Source organism: Noviherbaspirillum aerium (assembly GCF_008929045.1).
GTDB lineage: Bacteria > Pseudomonadota > Gammaproteobacteria > Burkholderiales > Burkholderiaceae_D > Noviherbaspirillum > Noviherbaspirillum aerium.
In genome coordinates this window covers 168,741-187,608 of sequence record NZ_VFAH01000008.1, presented here as the reverse complement: position 1 = coordinate 187,608, position 18,868 = coordinate 168,741, and the positions used below count along the sequence as shown (strand labels likewise).

The window sequence follows — 18,868 nt, the reverse complement described above, 5'->3', positions numbered from 1 at the left end:
AGATGGACTCGATATCGCCGCTCGCCTCGATCAACGCATCATGATGCGTATTGGTCAAGAATTCTGATATCAACCCCGCGTCATTCGATGCCATGAGCCCGCGTCTTCTTCCTACTGGACTCGACGAGGCCGAAAAGTTTTGTCTATGGGCGGACGCAGGGTTACGCCAATCCCTGGTTGGCGCTGCCGTACCCGGATCGGTTTGCAAGCCGGTCCGCGGGCGAAGGCGTAGCGATGCGACACGGTGTACTCGGTGCCTCCATACCATGGCAAGGAGAACTCGGCATCCTTACACAACGCAGTGCCGCAGGTAATTCTTACGGGATCTTCAGCCTGGTCGGGACGAAAGCGCTCTAGCCATCCATCGTTCATCGCTCCGCCTTGATTCCTGATCTGCCACCTCCGCCTTGTCAGTCGAAAAATGGGTCAAGCTCGTCCGCCTTGTGATGACACGGGATTGGCGTCAGATGACATTCATGGCATTTATGGCATCTCCAATACGGTATCTGATCAACATTGCGGGCAGACCGCGGGTGTTGGCAAAGTCGAATCACGAACAATTTCTACAGGCGAAAAAAAACCGCTGAAAGCCTTCGCTTCAGCGGTTTTCCAGGATTGCCTGGCGAGATGTCAGTTGGCTTCCGGGGCCGCCTTCTGAGCCGCCACCGGTTTGAGCACTTCGACCTTCGCCTTTTTCTTGAGCACTTCCAGATAGGCCAGCGCCTCCTGTTGAGCCAGTGCATTGGCAATCTGCTGCTGCTCGGCATTGCGCCTTGCGGTGTCGGGATTGGCCGGCTGGCCAAGCTTGGTGATCTTGTACACGCCATAGCCTTGGGCACCGAGATCAACACCGACGTAGGCCGGAAGCTTGGTCGCGTCGGCCCTCATGATCGAGGGCAGTGCCGCCTGATTCACGCCTTCTGCCTTGGTGCGGGACACCGTCCGGACTTCACCGAATCCTGCGTTGTCGCCGGACTTTGCAGCAGCCAGCTTCGCTTCACCCGCCTTCTTGGCGAGTGCAGCAGCCTCCTCCTGGATAACACGCTGACGCACGACCTCCTGCACTTCCTCGAACGGGCGCTTCGCAACGGGCTTGTGTTCCACCACACGTCCGGCAATCAAGGTGCTCGGTGCAACTTCAATTGCCTCGGTATTGCGCTTGTTCTTGATTGCCTCATCCGAAAACAAGGCATTCAGAAATTTCGGATTGTTGTAGAGCGCGGTCGGTGCCGTCGCGGGATTCGGCGTACGGGTCAAGCCTGCGGCTGTTTCGATCTTCAGGCCGAGCTTGTCGGCAGCCGGCTTCAAGCTTTCCGACTGCTCGTACACCATATTGGTAAATTGCTCCGCCATCTCCGTGAATTTTTTAGCAGCAAGCTGCTTTTTGATATCTGCCGCGATCTGGGATTTGACTTCGTCGAGCGGTTTCACGACAGCAGGCTTCACCGCAGTGAGCTGGATGATGTGATAACCGAAGTCCGATTCAACCACTTCGCTGATGTCGCCCTGCTTGAGCTTGAACACGGTGTCCTCGAAAGGCTTGACCATCATGCCCTTGCCGAAGAAATCGAGATCGCCGCCACGCTCCGCGGAACCCGGATCCTGTGAATTTTCCTTGGCCACCTTTGCGAAATCGGCCGGAGTCTTGCGAACCTGAGCGAGCAGTTTTTCCGCTTTTTCCTTTGCAGCCGCCTTGTCGGCAGCCGATGCGCCCTTGTCCGCCTTGATCAGGATGTGGCTGGCGCGACGCTGTTCTTCTTCCGAATAACGCGCGGCATTCTGATCGTAATAGGATTTGATATCGGCATCGCTGACGGTAATTTGCGCAGCAACCGCATCACTGTTCAGCACCACATATTCGGCTTTGACCTGCTCGGGAATTTCGAACTGCTTGGCATTCTTTTCGTAAAAAGACTTCAGCATCTCGTCAGTCACCTTCACTTGCGATGCATAGTCGCCCGTCTTGAAAACGGCTTCCTGCACAGTGCGTTCCTGATCGTTCAGATCGGATAGGCGATTCGCAACGGTCTTCGGCGCGAATGCCGTGTCCTGCACGCTTCCACTGACCTGCTGCATGACCAGGTCCTGGCGCAGACGTGCTTCATACATCGAGGGAGTCATCCCTTGCGCGGCCAGCAGGGATTTGTAGCGCTCGGAATCGAATTTACCATCCGCGCCAATGATGCCGGGAATGCCGAGTATGGTTTGCTGAAGTGCCTGATCGCTGACGGAAAGACGCTTGCTGCTGGCCTCGGCAGCGATGGCGCGCTGTGCAATCAAGCCGTCCAAGACACCTTGACGGGCCTCCGGCGTATCCAGCATTGCGGGATCGAATTGTCCGCCGAACATCTGGCGGAAGCGGTCCATTTGCTCCCGCTGCGCCGCATCGAATTCCTGCTGCGTAATCGACGTGCCGGCAACTTTTGCGACCGCATCGTTGCCCTCGCTAAACCTGGTATAGCCCTCAAGACCAAAAAATACAAATGAAGGGAAGATGAATAGCAGCAGCACGAACTGCATCAGGCGCTGGTGCGTACGAATGAAATCAAACATCGTTCAGTCCACAGAAGACGGATTGCAAAAACAGCGTTTCAGCTTAGCACTCAAGAGGCCCATAAGCCAGCGTCGCTGAAGCCATTGCCAAAAACGTCGCCACATAAGAAAAAAGGCGAACTTGCGTTCGCCTTTTTTCAGTTTTTTGGCGGAGTGGACGGGACTCGAACCCGCGACCCCCGGCGTGACAGGCCGGTATTCTAACCGACTGAACTACCACTCCTGATTAACTACCTGTTTGACTGCTTGGTGGGTGCTGAGAGGCTCGAACTCCCGACCTACGCCTTGTAAGGGCGCCGCTCTACCAACTGAGCTAAGCACCCGGATCCACTCTTAGTCAGTCAAACTTCCCACACGTTTGTCACCACGTCGAGAAAGTCGAAATTATATAGGATCTTTTATTCCTGCGCACTACTTTCTAAGGCATCGAAGCAATTTCTTCACCAAAGCTTTCCGCATGATGCACATCTTGCCCAAGCGGCCGTAAATTTGTGGTGCCGTTACCAGTGATGGCGCTTAAAAAATGTTGGCCAAATGATCGGCGAAAAACACTCCGTGACTGCCTCGGCAATGCATGCAAGACCCACGGCTTCGCAAGCTCTTTCCAATGCTCAGCATGAAATCGTGAAATTTGCCCCCCAAAAATTTCTAACTCACACTACTCGGCTGTATTTGCTAGAGCGTTTTCGCCCTGACTGGCCTAGTCCAGGCCGAGGCAGTTTGACGTTGGAACAGAGCGTGAGGACGCGACACGACCAAGCCATGGAATGGAGTCACAACGCATTGCCGGCGATAGTCTGTTCGGGATCGACAGGCAGATCGGGGCGAGGACGCTCTAAGCATCACAAGCGGTTCAGAGCAGACTTGAGGATCGCGGCGCACGCGCGGGCGCATTCCAAGTACCAGCGGAGCGGTCCGTACCGCGCAGCAGCTTTGCAGACACATCTCCGATCTGCCTCCAAGAAATTGAAGTGAAAATAAAAACGCGCTCCGTAGAGCGCGTTTCATGCAGTCATCGCTTATTCACCGATATCCGTGATTAATGCTTCACCACGCTGGGATCGGATTGACCGGTGGCTTGTGCGACTGCCGTATCCACCGGGGTATCGACGTCCGACAGGGCTTCAGGCTGACGCTCCAACGCCACTTCGAGGACTTTGTCGATCCAACGCACCGGGATGATTTCCAGCTTGTTTTTCACATTATCCGGAATGTCGGCGAGATCCTTCACGTTTTGCTCCGGGATCAGGGCGGTCTTGATGCCGCCGCGGTGCGCGGCAAGCAGCTTTTCCTTCAAACCACCGATCGGAAGCACCTCGCCGCGCAGCGTGATTTCCCCCGTCATCGCGACATCGGCACGGACCGGTATGCCAGTCAGTACCGATACCATTGCCGTCGTCATGGCGATACCTGCCGACGGACCATCCTTGGGCGTTGCGCCTTCCGGTACGTGGATGTGAATGTCGCTCTTGTTGAACAATTCGCTCTTGATGCCGAGACGCTTTGCTCGGCTTCGAACAACAGTACGGGCCGCTTCGATCGACTCCTTCATCACGTCGCCCAGCGTACCGGTGCGGATCACATCGCCCTTGCCCGGCATGGTCATCGCTTCGATGGTCAGCAAATCACCGCCGACTTCTGTCCATGCAAGACCCACAACCTGTCCAATCTGGTTTTCCTTCTCGGCCATGCCGAAGTCATAGCGGCGCACCCCAAGGAACTTGTCGAGGTTCTTGGAGGAGACGATGATTTTGCGCTCCTGCTTCTTCAGGAGCAGCATTTTCACAACCTTGCGGCAGATCTTCGAAACTTCACGTTCGAGCGAGCGGACGCCTGCCTCACGCGTGTAGTAACGAATGATGTCCCGGATCGCGGACTCGGAAACATTGATTTCGTCTTCCTTGAGACCGTTGTTCGTGATCTGTTTCGGCAACAGGTAACGCATTGCAATGTTGGTCTTTTCGTCTTCCGTATAGCCCGACAGACGAATGACTTCCATACGGTCCAGCAAGGCCGGCGGAATATTCAGCGAGTTCGATGTCGCCACGAACATCACGTCGGACAGGTCGAAATCGACTTCGATGTAATGATCCGAGAAAGTGTGGTTCTGCTCGGGGTCAAGCACCTCGAGAAGCGCTGATGATGGGTCTCCGCGGAAATCCTGACCCAGCTTGTCCACCTCGTCGAGCAGGAACAGAGGATTGCGCACACCGGTTTTTGACAGGCTCTGCAGAATCTTGCCGGGCATGGAACCGATGTAGGTGCGACGATGGCCGCGAATTTCGGCTTCGTCACGCACGCCGCCGAGCGCCATGCGGACGAACTTGCGGTTCGTTGCACGTGCGATCGATTGTCCCAGGGAAGTCTTGCCGACGCCTGGAGGACCTACCAGGCACAGGATGGGTGCCTTGACCTTGTCGACGCGCTGTTGAACCGCGAGATACTCAAGGATGCGTTCCTTGACCTTTTCAAGACCGTAGTGCTCGCCTTCAAGGACCTGCTCGGCATTTGCAAGGTCGTTATTGACCTTGGACTTCTTGCGCCACGGCAGGCTGAGCATGGTGTCGATATAGTTGCGCACGACGGTCGCTTCGGCCGACATTGGCGACATCAGCTTGAGCTTCTTGAGTTCGGACTGGGCTTTCTCGCGTGCTTCCTTGGGCATCTTGGCGGCGATGATCTTCTTCTCGAGCTCTTCGAGATCCGCACCCTCCTCGCCTTCGCCGAGTTCCTTCTGGATCGCCTTGACTTGTTCGTTCAGGTAATACTCGCGCTGCGACTTTTCCATCTGGCGCTTCACGCGGCCGCGGATGCGCTTTTCGACCTGAAGAATATCCAGTTCGCCTTCAAGCTGTCCGAGCAGATGCTCATGTCTTTTCGCGACGTTGAAGATTTCGAGGATGACCTGTTTCTGTTCAAGCTTGAGCGGCAGGTGGGCGGCAATGGTGTCGGCGAGCCGGCCAGCATCATCAATGCCTGCCAGGGACGTCAGAATTTCGGGAGGAATCTTCTTGTTGAGTTTGACGTATTGGTCGAACTGCTGGACGATGGCGCGGCGCATCGCTTCGACTTCGGACTCGTCGCCAGGCTCTGATTCGACCGGAGTCAGTTCTGCAACGAAATGCGTCTCAAGTTCGGTGATGTTGTGGATGCGCGCACGCTGGGCGCCTTCCACCAGCACTTTGACAGTACCGTCAGGCAGCTTCAGCATTTGCAGAATGTTCGCCACGCAGCCGATTTCATAAATGTCGTCAGCGGAGGGTTCGTCCTTGGCTGCAGCCTTTTGCGCGGCGAGCATGATGCTCTTGCCTTGCTCCATTGCAGCTTCGAGGGCCTTGATCGACTTGGGACGGCCGACGAACAACGGGATCACCATATGCGGGAAGACAACAACGTCCCGCAACGGCAACAGCGGCAGTTGGGTGTGTTCAGTTAATGTTGTAGAAGTCGTCATGGCGAACCTTATTTAAGAGCCTGTTAATGATGTAGGCACGAACAACCTAAAATTCAAGTCCAAGCAGCAACAGAAATAACTTGTTTTATTGCTCTCATTAAAACATCGCAATAAAAAAAGCCACACACGAAGTCGCCCTCGGGTGGCTTTGCTTTGGCAGCCTGAAGTGATCCCTGTATTTCAAATTGTACTGCTTCCAGGAAAAAACGGGCTTTTAACCATTTTGGCCAAACTGCTGTGCGATTATTTCGCTCCTGACACTTTGGGCTGCTCGTGGTAAATCAGCAAGGGCTTGGCTCCATTGACAATCGTATTTTCGTCGATTACCACCTTGGCCACGTTCTGCTGACTTGGAAGTTCAAACATCACTTCCAGCAATGCATGTTCAAGGATGGAGCGCAAACCACGTGCGCCAGTCTTGCGTTCAAGCGCTTTTCTAGCAATTGCGTGCAATGCTGCCGGCCGAACCTCAAGCTCCGCGCCTTCCATCTGCAGCAGCTTCGCATACTGCTTGATGAGCGCATTCTTGGGTTCAAGCAATATTTGGATTAGGGCTTCCTCGTTTAGTTCACTCAGCGTTGCGACGACCGGCAGACGGCCGACGAGCTCCGGGATGAGGCCAAACTTGATCAGGTCCTCGGGTTCCGCATCGAGCAAGACTTCGCTGGCATTCCGTTCTGTCTGAGTCTTCACGCTGGCTGAAAAACCGATTCCGCTCTTTTCCGAGCGATTGGAAATGATCTTTGCCAGGCCATCGAACGCACCACCGCAAATGAACATGATGTTGGTCGTGTCGATCTGCACGAAATCCTGGTTCGGATGCTTGCGGCCGCCTTGCGGTGGCACCGATGCCATTGTGCCTTCAATGAGCTTGAGCAGTGCCTGCTGTACACCCTCGCCGGACACGTCGCGCGTGATTGACGGATTGTCGGACTTACGCGAAATCTTATCAATCTCATCGATATAGACGATACCCTTCTGGGCCTTCTCGACTTCGTAGTTACAGTTCTGCAGTAACTTCTGAATGATGTTTTCGACATCTTCGCCAACATAGCCGGCTTCAGTCAGCGTTGTTGCATCAGCGATAACAAAAGGCACATTCAGCATCCGCGCCAGCGTTTGTGCGAGCAGTGTCTTGCCTGAACCTGTCGGGCCCACCAAAAGAATATTGCTCTTGGCAAGCTCGACTTCATCTTTCTTGCCGAGATGCTTGAGACGCTTGTAATGGTTGTAGACCGCGACGGAGAGAATACGCTTGGCGGTTTCCTGGCCAATCACATACTGGCCTAGCAGCTCGAAAATTTCTTGCGGCGTTGGCAGGTCGGATTTGGGGCCAGCGACCGACTCAATGCTGGACGCTTCGTCGCGGATAATGTCATTGCACAAGTCGATGCATTCATCACAGATGAAAACGGAAGGACCCGCGATTAGTTTCTTCACCTCGTGTTGGCTCTTACCGCAGAAGGAGCAGTAAAGCAATTTTTCGCCGCTAGAGGATTTTTTGTCAGACATAGAGCTATGTGTGGGTGGAGAATTGATCCGATATTACCTGCGAATTCAGTATTCGTCACGACGCTGCTCAAGAAATTGAGGAATCACACTGAATTCGTCGTCATAAATGCAAAACGCCCGAACGCGAGACGTCCGGGCGTTCTTTCGCATGGACGGTCGACTTAGACGCGGCTTGTCAGCACCTTGTCAATCAAGCCATAATCAGCCGCTTGCGCAGCAGACATGAAATTATCTCTGTCTGTATCCTTGGCGATTTGTTCCACGTCGCGGCCAGTTTTTTCTGCCAGGATGGTGTTCAGGCGCTCACGCAGGTAAAGAATTTCACGTGCCTGAATCTCGATATCGCTGGCCTGCCCTTGGGCGCCGCCCAGGGGCTGGTGAATCATGATGCGGGAATTCGGCAGCGAGAAGCGCTTGCCCTTCGCACCAGCCGCCAGAAGGAAAGCGCCCATTGAAGCGGCGAGTCCCGTGCACAGTGTCGACACGTCCGGCTTGATGAACTGCATCGTGTCAAAGATCGCCATGCCAGCCGATACCGAGCCGCCGGGGGAATTGATGTAAAGCGAAATATCCTTGTCAGGATTTTCACTTTCCAGGAACAGCAGCTGCGCGACGATCAGGTTCGCCATCTGGTCATTGACCGGACCGACGAGAAAGATCACGCGTTCTTTCAGCAGGCGCGAATAGATATCGTATGCGCGCTCGCCCCGGCCGCTTTGTTCAATCACCATCGGCACCATACCGAGCATTTCCGTATCGAGTGCCGAATTTCTAATCATGCCTGACATGTGCTTTCCTTATGGAGTGCGCAGAAGCGAATCTCAGCCCTGCGCGTTGTTGCCCATCAACTCGTCGAAGGGAACGACCTTCTCGGTCACCTTCGCCTTACCGAGTACATAGTTAACGACGTTTTCTTCCAATACAAGAGCTTCGACTTCAGCAAGGCGGCGACGGTCGCTGTAATAGAACTTGAGAACCTGCTGAGGATCTTCGTAGCTCTGTGCGAATTCTTCCACTTGTGCCTTCACCTGATCTTGTGTCGCTTCAAGCTTGTTGGCTTTGACGACTTCAGCAAGGATCAGACCGAGGCGTACACGACGTTCTGCCTGTGCAGTGAACAGTTCCGGCGGGAACGGCATGTCCTTGACATTCATTCCGCGTTGGGTCATGTCCTGGCGGGCCATTTCCATCAGACGCTCAACGTCCTGATCAATCAGCGCCTTGGGAACGTCCAGTTCCGAGACCTTGATCAGTGCATCCATCACGCTGTCCTTGGTGCGTGCCTTGACGCGGCCATTGACTTCGCGCTCGAGATTGGTCTTGATGTCTTCGCGCATCTTGTTCAGATCGCCGTCTTCGATACCCAGCGACTTTGCGAACTCGGCATCGACTTCAGGCATGTGCGCCCACTCGATCTTTTTCATGGTGATCGTAAACTCGGCGGTTTTGCCGGCCACGTCCTTGCCATGATAATCCTCGGGGAAGGCCAGCGGGAAGGTCTTGGATTCGCCGACCTTGAGGCCGGTTGCGGCCGCCTCGAACTCGGGCAGCATGCGGCCTTCGCCCAGTACGAACGGGAAATCTTCGGCTTTGCCGCCCTGGAATTCGACACCGTCGATCTTGCCGACGAAATCTACGGTAACGCGATCGCCGCTCTGGGCGGACTGGTCAGCACCGCCGTCGCCGTGCGCACCCTGCTCGCCCTTGACATGATAATGAACGCGCTGCTTGCGCAGGATATCGATGGTCTTGTCGATTTCGGCGTCCGTGACTTCGCCCTTGGTCTTTTCGACTTCAACCTCGGCGAGTTCACCGACCTTCACGTCCGGGTAGACTTCGAAAGTCGCGTCGAATGCGACCGTGCCCTCGGCCACGCCTTCGCCGGCCTTCGGCTCGATCTTCGGATAGCCTGCCACGCGCAGGTTGTTTTCGCTGGCGGCCTCGCTGAAGGCGCGTCCGACCTTGTCGTTCAGGACTTCAGTCTCGACCTGAAAACCGAACTGCTGCGCCACCATTTTCATCGGCACTTTGCCAGGACGGAACCCCGGTGCCTTTGCGGTGCGGGCGCGAATTTTCAGGCGCTTTTCCACTTCCGCCTGTACGTCTGCCAGCGGCAGGGTAATGGTGATGCGGCGCTCGAGTTTTTCCAGGGTTTCGACTGCAGTTGCCATGTGAATCGTCCAAAAAATTAAATATGCTGTGGTGCGAGGAGGGGGACTCGAACCCCCACACCATTGCTGGCGTCAGGACCTAAACCTGGTGCGTCTACCAATTTCGCCATCCTCGCGGGAATGTGCTCTGTGCTTCGATACCGGCGTTGAATTGCAGAAAAGCAGAGGGCGACCATGAAGTGAATCCGGTCGCCCCCAGAGTGCCTTGTTATTAGCTCTTCAACTTCAACCGCGCATTTTACTGGATTTTTCCCCGTCATGTCCCGATTTTTCATTGCACGGAATCAGGCCGGACCGGAAAAGCCATGCTGGTTTCATGGGATAACCGCCACTTCCGGCTCCGGTTTTTTCACCCTGAACCAGGTGGCATACAGCGCTGGCAGGAACAGCAGGGTCAATGCGGTGGCGATCACGAGTCCGCCCATGATGGCAACCGCCATCGGTCCCCAGAAGACAGAGCGCGACAAGGGAATCATGGCCAGCACTGCCGCCGCGGCGGTCAGAATGATCGGGCGGAAACGGCGGACGGCCGACTCCACGATCGCATCCCAGGGCGCGGCGCCTTGCGCGATGTCGTGCTCGATCTGATCGACCAGAATGACGGAATTGCGGATGATCATGCCGAATAATGCGATGACGCCAAGCTGGGCCACAAAGCCAAACGGGCGCTGCAGAAGAAGCAAGGCCATGGCCGCGCCCGCAACGCCGAGCGGACCGGTCAGGAACACCAACAGTGCGCGGGAAAAGCTGTGCAACTGCAGCATCAGCAAGGTAAAGATGATGAAGATGACCAGCGGTACATTGGCAGCGATCGACTCCTGCGCCTTTCCGCTATCGGCAGCCGCGCCCGCCAGTTCGATCCGGTAGCCTGCCGGCAGCGAAGCGCGCAGCTTGTCAAGGGCGGGATTGATCTGGCTGGATACGGTCGGTCCCTGGATGCCGTCGACGACGTCGGACTGCACCGTGATGGCCCATTCCCTCCCCTCTCTCCATACAACGCCCGGCTCCCAGACGAAGCTCACGCGCGCCACCTGCGCCAGCGGAATCGCACGGCCGCTTGCCGACTGGAGGTTGGCCTGCTGCAGCGCGGTGATCGTGGAACGTTCCTCCACCGGCTGACGCACGACGATATCGATCAGCTTGTTGTCTTCCCGGTACTGGCCGACCGTCGTGCCGGTGAGGATCGTGTTCGCAGCGCGCATGAGGCTTTGCGAACTGATGCCCAGCGCGCGCAGCTTGTCCTGGTCGACATCGAGACGGACGACCTTCACGGATTCATTCCAGTTGTCGTTGACGCCTACCGCATTGGGATTGGCGCGCATGACCTCCTTGACCTGGTCCGCAATGCCTCGCACCTTGTCGACTTCATAACCGGTCACACGGAACTGCACCGGATATGGCACCGGCGGACCGTTGGGCAGCAGCTTGACCCTTCCTCGAACGCCCGGGAAATCATTCTCGAACACATTGGCGATCTTCAGCCGCAGCGCTTCCCTGGCTTTCAGGTCCCTGGCCAGCACCACGATCTGCGACACGTTCGTCTGGGGGAATATCTGGTCGAGCGGCAGGTAGAAGCGCGGACTTCCCGTGCCGACATAGGTGGTGACGCTTTCCACGCCATCCTGCTTGCCGACGAAAGCCTCGAATTTCTTTGCCTGCGCTTCGGTGGCCTTGAACGAACTGCCTTCGGGGAGCCACATCTCCACCATCAGCTCGGGACGGCTGGAGTCCGGAAAGAACTGCTGTTCGATGAAACGGAAGCCCACCACGCCAAGCAGAAAGACCGCCAGGGTCAGCAGTATCGTGGTCTTGCGCCACTCCACGCACCAGGTGACGATGCGGCGGAAGCGGGAGTAGAACGGACTGTCGAACAGTTCGTGATGGCCGTCCGCTGCCGCCGCGGGCTTTACCTTGAGCAGGATGTAGCCGATGTATGGGGTGAACAGCACCGCGACGAACCAGGAAATGATCAGCGCCAGCGCGTTGACGGAAAACATGGAGAAGGTGTATTCGCCCGCGGCGGATTTTGCCAGGCCGATCGGAAGAAAGCCGGCGGCGGTGATCAGCGTGCCGGTCAGCATCGGCATCGCGGTCGACGTATAGGCGAACGTGGCGGCGTCGAAGCGCGAAAAGCCCTCCTCCATTTTCCGCACCATCATTTCGACCGCAATGATGGCATCATCCACCAGCAGGCCGAGTGCGATGATGAGCGCGCCCAGCGAGATCTTGTGCAGGTCGATGCTGAAAATGCGCATGAAGAGAAAGGTCACCGCCAGCACCAGCGGGATGGTGAGCGCAACCACCAGGCCGGGTCGCACATCAAGCCGCAGCGGCTTCGTATGCAGGCCCAGCGCGATGAAACTAACCGCAAGCACGATGAGCACCGCTTCCGCCAGCGTGCGCAGAAATTCATTGACCGACGAGGAAACCGCCTTCGGCTGGTCGGATACCCGCTGCAGCTCGATGCCGACCGGGAGCTTGGCTTTCAGCCGCTCCACCGTCGCTTCCAGATTGCGTCCGAGGGAAATGATGTCGCCGCCCCGCTCCATCGAAATGCCGAGGCCGATGACTTCCTTGCCGTTGAAACGCATCTTGTCCTGCGGCGGATCCTTGTATTCACGCGTGACGGTGGCGAAATCGCCGAGCCGGAAGGTGGTTCCGCCGGCGCGCAGTTCCAGGTTTTCCAGGTCTTTCGCCGAGGCCATTGCGCCGGTTACCCGCACTTGCAGATTATCGGTCGGCGTCACCAGCACGCCGGTTGCCTCGACCGCATTCTGCGCATTGATCTGGCTGACGATGGTGTCGAAGCCGATGCCGAGCTGGGCAAATTTCTTGTGGGAGAACTCAATGTTGATTTTTTCGTCCTGCACACCGAACATTTCCACCTTCGACACCGACGGCACTTGCAGGAACTGCTGGCGCACGAAATCGGCATAGTCCTTCATTTCGGCATAGCTGAAGCCGTCGGCCGAGATGGCAAAGATCGAGCCGTAGGTATCGCCGAACTCATCGTTGAAGAACGGCCCCAGTACTCCGCCGGGCAAGGTATTGCGGATGTCCCCGATTTTTTTTCGCACCTGGTACCAGGCGGCCGGCACGTCCTTGGGCGGCGTGGATTCCCGCAACTGCAGGATGATGAGCGTTTCGCCCGGCTTGGAATAGCTGCGGATCTTGTCGATGTAAGGCGTCTCCTGCATCTTCTTTTCCAGCTTGTCGGTGACCTGTTCCGCCATCTGCAGGGAAGTGGCGCCGGGCCAGATCGCCCGTACCACCATGGCGCGGAAGGTAAAGGGAGGATCCTCGTCCTGGCCGAGACGGCCATAGCTCAGGATGCCGCCGATCAGCAGGGCCACGATCAGATAACGCGTGAGCGGAATATGTTCGAGCGCCCAGCGCGAGAGATTGAATCCACCTTTCATTTGGCGGCTCCGGCTGAGCTTTCGCCCGACACGCCGGACACGCCCGATGCCTGCGCGGGATGTGCAGCCGCGTTCATGGCCACTTCCTCACCGAGTATCTTCACTTTCTGACCCGGCTTCAGCAAATTCACGCCCGCGGTCACTACCGTCTGCCCCGGAGCGACTCCGCCCGACACCAGGATGTCGTTGCCCGCGGTACCGGCAACCTGCACCGGCACCATCTTGACCACGCCGTTTTCCACGACCCAAACCGCGGTATTGGATTTATCCTGGAACAGCGCCGTCAGCGGCAGGCGGATCGCCGGATTCTCCGTCTTGGCGGCGAACGTGACATAGGCGGTCATGCCAAGCCTGACGTTTTCCGCGCTGGCCGGAATCGAGACCTTGGCGGTATAGGTACGCGTAGCCGGATCGGCCACGGGAGAAACTTCCCGGATCTTTCCGGGAATGATCTGCTCGCGATCAGCCCAGGTGCGAACGCGCACATCGGACACGCGGCGCAAATCCTCGACCTTGTCTTCGGGTATGCCGATGACGATTTCCCGTTCGCCCGTCTGTGCAACGCGAACGACCGGCGTGCCGGCAGTCACCACCTGTCCAGCTTCTGCGTCAATGCTGGTCACCACGCCATCGACATCGGCCTGGAGCACGGCATAGCCAGCCTGATTCGACTGGTTGCGGTAAGCCGCAACGGCCTGGTCGTAACTGGCCTGCGCGGCCTTGTAAGCGGTTTCCTTGCTATCCAGCACCGCCTGGCTCACGAAATTGCGCTCGCGCAGATCCTGATAGCGTTTCAGTTCCGCCCTAGCGAGGTCGCGGTTGCTTTCGGCCGCCTTCAATCCGGCATTGGCCTGTGCCTGCGCCAACTGCAGGTCCTGCGGATCGAGCTGCATCAATACCTGGCCGCGCTTGACCGCAGAACCGACTTCCACCTTGCGCGCAACGATTTTTCCACCCACACGGAAGCCAAGGCGCGACTCGTAGCGGGCCCGTACTTCGCCAGGAAATTCAGCCACCGTATCGATATTGCCCGACGCCAGCTTCATCACGCGTACAGGACGCACATCTTCGGTTTTCTCCACCGGTTTTGAACAGCCGCCAAGCAGGAGAATGCTGCTGCATGCCAGAATGGCGAGCTTTTTCCGGAAGGGTCGTGCAGAGCCGAATGGTTTTATCGAAGCGACCACGGTAATTTCCTTTACTATTCAGGACTGAGTTGCCTGGCTTGCAATATTGTTTGGGAATTTTTTAATGACCAGGCGGTTAGTAATTATAAGCAGGTCGTTTTTGTTTGCATATGACTTTTTGGTCAGTTAGTAATCCATGCCAGTAGAACACTACGAGAATTTCCCGGTCGCCTCGCTTTTGCTGCCTGCCCGGCTCCGCCCCGCAGTCGAGGTAATCTATGCATTCGCCCGCAGCGCGGACGATCTAGCCGACGAGGGGGATGCGCCTGCTTCTGAGCGGCTTGTCAGCCTGGAGGCCTATGACCATGCCTTGCATGGGATCGCCGGTGGCACACCTCCGGCGCAGCCCTTGTTCCAGTCGCTTGCCAAAGTCATTGCGGATTACCGGCTGCCGCTGGCGCCTTTCCACGATCTGATATCGGCATTCAAGCAGGATGTGGCGACGACCCGTTACGCCGATGTTGACGGCTTGCTCGATTACTGCCGCCGTTCCGCCAATCCGGTCGGCACCCTGATGCTACATCTCTATGACGCAGCCGACACGGCCAATCTGCGGGATTCCGATGCCATTTGTTCCTCGCTTCAACTGATCAACTTCCTGCAGGATGTGGCCATCGACTGGGAAAAGCAGCGGATCTACCTGCCGCTGGAAGAGATGCGGCGCTTCAATGTCTCCGAAGATCATATTGCCCGGGCGAATGCGGATGACGCATGGCGCGCCCTGATGGCATTTCAGGTCGGGCGCGCACGCGGCATGATGCTGTCAGGCGCGCCGCTGGCATTCCGCCTGCCGGGCCGTGTCGGCTGGGAACTGCGGCTGATCGTCCAGGGCGGCCTGCGCATCCTGGAGCGCATCGAAGCCAATGATTACGATGTGTTCCGCCGCCGTCCGCAGCTGGGGCCGACGGACTGGCTCGCCATGCTGTGGAAAGCCGGCAGCATGAAAATACGTTTGTCGCGCATGGCGCATGTCGGCTAGCATAGCGGCTTTCGATCAGTCCCCCTAGTTCATGTCGCCCGACGAATACTGCCAACAAAAAGCCGTACAAAGCGGCTCCAGCTTCTATTACAGCTTCCTGTTCCTGCCGGCCGAGCGCCGCCGAGCGATCACGGCGCTGTATGCCTTCTGCCGGGAAGTCGACGACACCGTGGACGATGCTACGGATGCCGGCATTGCCCGGAACAAATTGCAGTGGTGGCGCCAGGAAGTCCAGGCCATGGTGAAGGGCACGCCCAGCCATCCCGTGATGCAGGCGCTGCAACCTCACATGGCGCCCTATTCCCTCGATCCCAAGCATCTGCTGGCCATCATCGACGGCATGGAAATGGACCTTGACCAGACCCGCTACCTCGATTATCCCGGCCTGAAGCGTTATTGCTGGCATGTGGCTAGCGTAGTCGGGATTCTTTCCGCCAGCATTTTCGGCGCAACCCAGCCGCAGACGCTGCAATACGCGGAAAAGCTCGGCCTCGCCTTCCAGCTGACCAACATCATTCGCGATGTCGGCGAAGATGCGCGCAAGGGCCGCATCTATCTGCCCGTCAGCGAACTTCAGCAATTCAATGTCACCGCCGCCGATATCCTGAATGCGCGGCACGGCGAGAATTTCGAAAAGCTGATGGCTTTCCAGGCCGAGCGCGCCAAGGCAATCTATGCGGAAGCCTTCGCCCTGCTTCCCGCCGCCGACAGGCGCGCGCAGCGTCCGGGCCTGATCATGGCCGCAATCTACCGCACGCTGCTTGACGAGATCGAGCGCGACGGTTTTCATGTGCTGAACCAGAAGATTTCGCTGACGCCGATCCGCAAGCTCTGGCTTGCCTGGAAAACCTACATCCGCGCCTGATGAAACGTGTCGCGGTCATCGGCGGAGGCTGGGCAGGCTGCGCTGCGGCGGTCGAACTGGCCCGTCGCGGCGCACCGGTCACGCTGTTCGAAGCGGCAAGGAACCTGGGCGGCCGCGCCCGCATGGTGGAACTGAACGGCCGCAAGCTTGATAACGGCCAGCATATTTTGCTCGGCGCCTATGCCGACACCTTGCGCCTGCTCGAGACAGTCGGGCTTTCCGTATCCGATGTGCTGCTGCGCCTGCCCCTGCAGATGCGCTACCCGCCTCAGGCCGGCGGCATGGACTTCGTCACGCCCCGCCTGCCGGCGCCGTGGCACATGCTTGCCGGACTGATTCGAGCGAAAGGCTTGCAGCGCGAGGACAAGCTGGCGCTCGCGCGTTTTTCCACGACGGCGCGCTGGATGGACTGGCGGCTCAACAATGACTGCAGCGTCAATGAGATGCTGGAACGCTTCGACCAGACTGACCGCCTGATTCAATTGATGTGGCGTCCCTTGTGCATCGCTGCCCTGAACACGCCGCCCGAACGCGCCTCCGCGCAGGTATTCCTGAATGTATTGCGGGACAGCCTCGGCGCGAGAAGATCCGCGTCCGACATGCTGATCCCCCGGGTCGATCTGTCGGCGCTTTTTCCCGCACGGGCCGCGGCCTTCATCGAGCGTCACGCCGGCAGCGTGCATTGCGGCGCGGCCGTCAGGCGCATCGTTGCCTCCAGCAACGGATGGCAGCTTGAAACGGGCGATCCGGAAACGGAAGATGGCTTTCAGTATGACGCCGTGATCGTGGCGACTTCCGCCTGGCAGGCGGCTAGCCTGCTTGCCGGCCATGCCGACGTGGCAGCACTTTCGTCGTTTTCCCATGAGCCGATCACCACCTGCTTCCTGCAATACCCGCCGCAGGTCCGGCTTGCGCATCCGCTTCTCGCGTTGATTGATGATGCCCGCAAGGAGCATTGGGGGCAATTCGTTTTCGATAGAGGCCATCTCGACGCCGAGCAGGCTGGACTGCTCGCCGTTGTGGTGAGCGCCTCTGGCGATGCCATCACTCACGGCCACGAAGCGCTGTCTTCGGCCGTCGCCGGTCAGCTTGCCGAAGTCCTGCGGCGCCCCGAACTGGCGTCGCCGTCATGGAGCAAGGTGATTTCGGAGAAGCGGGCGACATTCGCCTGCACGCCCGGGCTGCAGCGGCCAGCCAATGAGACCGGCATCAACGGCCTGGTACTGGCGGGCGACTATACGGCAAGCGACTATCCCGCGACGCTGGAAGCGGCCGTGCGGAGCGGCTTACGGGCCGCCCTGCTGGCGCTTGGCAGCTGACCGCGACTGCTGACTGCTCACTCGTCGCGCAGGCGGTTGAGCGCTTCATCGATGCGCTCGACGCCAATGACCTTCAATCCTTCGATGGCCTGCTTCGGCGCATTCGCTTTAGGTATCAGTGCCAGGGAAAAGCCCAGCTTGGCCGCTTCCCGCAAGCGCTCCTGTCCGCGCGGCGCCGGGCGTATCTCGCCCGCAAGGCCGACTTCACCGAACACCACCAGGCCGCGCGGCAGCGGCTTGTTGCGCATGGAGGAATGAATCGCCAGCAGCACGGCCAGGTCGGCGGCCGGCTCGGTGATCTTTACACCGCCCACGGCATTGATAAAGACATCCTGGTCGAAGGCCGCGATCGATGCATGCCGGTGCAGGACGGCCAGCAGCATCGCCAGGCGGTTCTGCTCCAGGCCGACCGACAGGCGGCGCGCATTCGGCACATGGGAGGTGTCGACCAGCGCCTGGATTTCCACCAGCAGCGGCCGCGTGCCTTCCTGCGTCACCATCACGCAGGAACCGGGCACCTGGTTGTCGTGCTGCGACAGGAACAGCGCGGACGGATTCGACACGCCCTTCAAGCCCTTTTCACTCATGGCAAAGACGCCAAGCTCGTTTACTGCTCCGAAACGGTTCTTGAAGGCGCGCACCAGGCGGAAGCTGGAATGGGTATCGCCTTCGAAATACAGCACGGTATCGACGATGTGCTCCAGTACCCGCGGACCGGCTAGTGCGCCTTCCTTCGTGACATGGCCTACCATGATGATGGTAATACCCGACTGTTTTGCAACCCGCGTCAGCTGCGCGGCGCATTCCCGCACCTGGGCAACCGAGCCCGGCGCCGAGGTCAGCGCATCGGAATAAATGGTCTGGATGGAATCGATCACCACCACCTGCGGCTTGTGCTCGGCTAGGGTATTGAGGATTTTCTCCAGCTGGATTTCAGCCTGCAGCTGCAGTTCCTTGGCATCGACCGCGAGACGCTTGGCGCGCAAGGCGATCTGGGAACCGGACTCCTCGCCGCTGACATACAGCGCCTTCTTGACGCGCGCGAGGTTGGCCAGCGCCTGCAGCAGCAGCGTCGACTTGCCGATGCCCGGGTCGCCGCCGATCAGCACCACGCCGCCGGCGACCAGTCCGCCGCCCAGCACGCGGTCGAACTCTTCAATGCCCGTGCCGAATCGCGGCACATCGATGGCTTCGATATCGGACAGGCTCAGCACCGGCGAGGTTTGCGCCAGGGCCTGGTGCTGACCTGAAAATCGGTTGCCGACGGGCTCGACGAGGGTTTCCACCAGCGTATTCCACTGTCCGCAGGATGGGCACTGGCCGGCCCACTTGCTGACGACGCCGCCGCATTCGGTACAGGTGTAATTGGTTTTTTGCTTTGCCATTGGATATTTACCTTTTGTTGGCCT

Annotated in this window: 11 protein-coding genes and 3 tRNA genes; 3 read left to right on the top strand and 11 right to left on the bottom strand. The window is 58.1% G+C overall.

Going from position 1 to position 18,868, the window contains the following annotated elements:
* Positions 1 to 630: 630 nt before the first annotated feature.
* From FH061_RS13975 to FH061_RS13930, 10 genes are all read right to left on the bottom strand, one after another.
* A complete protein-coding gene (locus tag FH061_RS13975) occupies positions 631 to 2,553 on the bottom strand; it encodes a SurA N-terminal domain-containing protein (protein WP_151636433.1) in 1,923 nt (640 codons plus the stop codon).
* 146 nt (positions 2,554 to 2,699) lie between these two features.
* Positions 2,700 to 2,776, bottom strand: a tRNA-Asp gene (locus FH061_RS13970).
* 24 nt (positions 2,777 to 2,800) lie between these two features.
* Positions 2,801 to 2,876 (bottom strand) — tRNA-Val (locus FH061_RS13965).
* Positions 2,877 to 3,592: 716 nt separating this feature from the next.
* A complete protein-coding gene (gene lon / locus FH061_RS13960; protein WP_151636432.1) occupies positions 3,593 to 6,007 on the bottom strand; it encodes an endopeptidase La in 2,415 nt (804 codons plus the stop codon).
* 243 nt (positions 6,008 to 6,250) lie between these two features.
* Positions 6,251 to 7,519: an ATP-dependent Clp protease ATP-binding subunit ClpX gene (gene clpX, locus FH061_RS13955; RefSeq protein ID WP_151636431.1), complete on the bottom strand. Its 1,269-nt coding sequence runs from the start codon at positions 7,517 to 7,519 to the stop codon at positions 6,251 to 6,253.
* A gap of 161 nt (positions 7,520 to 7,680) precedes the next feature.
* Entirely contained in the window at positions 7,681 to 8,307 is a 627-nt protein-coding gene (clpP, locus tag FH061_RS13950) for an ATP-dependent Clp endopeptidase proteolytic subunit ClpP (RefSeq protein WP_151636430.1), read from the bottom strand.
* 33 nt (positions 8,308 to 8,340) lie between these two features.
* On the bottom strand, positions 8,341 to 9,690 hold the full coding sequence (tig, locus tag FH061_RS13945; protein WP_151636429.1) for a trigger factor: 1,350 nt from the start codon (positions 9,688 to 9,690) through the stop codon (positions 8,341 to 8,343).
* A 29-nt stretch (positions 9,691 to 9,719) separates the two neighbouring features.
* Positions 9,720 to 9,806, bottom strand: a tRNA-Leu gene (locus tag FH061_RS13940).
* 198 nt (positions 9,807 to 10,004) lie between these two features.
* Positions 10,005 to 13,109 carry an efflux RND transporter permease subunit gene (locus FH061_RS13935; RefSeq protein WP_151636428.1) on the bottom strand — a complete coding sequence of 1,035 codons (3,105 nt, stop codon included), beginning with the start codon at positions 13,107 to 13,109 and terminating at the stop codon, positions 10,005 to 10,007.
* Positions 13,106 to 14,296, bottom strand: coding sequence for an efflux RND transporter periplasmic adaptor subunit (locus FH061_RS13930; protein WP_225984663.1), 1,191 nt, complete (start codon positions 14,294 to 14,296; stop codon positions 13,106 to 13,108). The genes FH061_RS13935 and FH061_RS13930 overlap by 4 nt, the downstream gene beginning before the upstream one ends.
* Before the next feature lie 136 nt (positions 14,297 to 14,432).
* On the opposite strand from FH061_RS13930, the gene hpnC reads away from it, so the two are divergent.
* Genes hpnC through hpnE form a run of 3 tightly spaced genes read left to right on the top strand, consistent with a single transcriptional unit; the run spans position 14,433 to position 17,459 of the window.
* Positions 14,433 to 15,275: a squalene synthase HpnC gene (gene hpnC / locus FH061_RS13925; RefSeq protein WP_151636427.1), complete on the top strand. Its 843-nt coding sequence runs from the start codon at positions 14,433 to 14,435 to the stop codon at positions 15,273 to 15,275.
* Between the two features lie 31 nt (positions 15,276 to 15,306).
* Positions 15,307 to 16,140: a presqualene diphosphate synthase HpnD gene (gene hpnD / locus FH061_RS13920; protein WP_151636426.1), complete on the top strand. Its 834-nt coding sequence runs from the start codon at positions 15,307 to 15,309 to the stop codon at positions 16,138 to 16,140.
* Positions 16,140 to 17,459, top strand: coding sequence for a hydroxysqualene dehydroxylase HpnE (gene hpnE / locus FH061_RS13915; protein ID WP_151636425.1), 1,320 nt, complete (start codon positions 16,140 to 16,142; stop codon positions 17,457 to 17,459). The genes hpnD and hpnE overlap by 1 nt, the downstream gene beginning before the upstream one ends.
* Positions 17,460 to 17,476: 17 nt before the next feature.
* On the opposite strand, the gene radA is transcribed toward hpnE, so the two are convergent.
* A complete protein-coding gene (gene radA / locus FH061_RS13910; protein WP_151636424.1) occupies positions 17,477 to 18,844 on the bottom strand; it encodes a DNA repair protein RadA in 1,368 nt (455 codons plus the stop codon).
* Between the last annotated feature and the right edge of the window lie 24 nt (positions 18,845 to 18,868).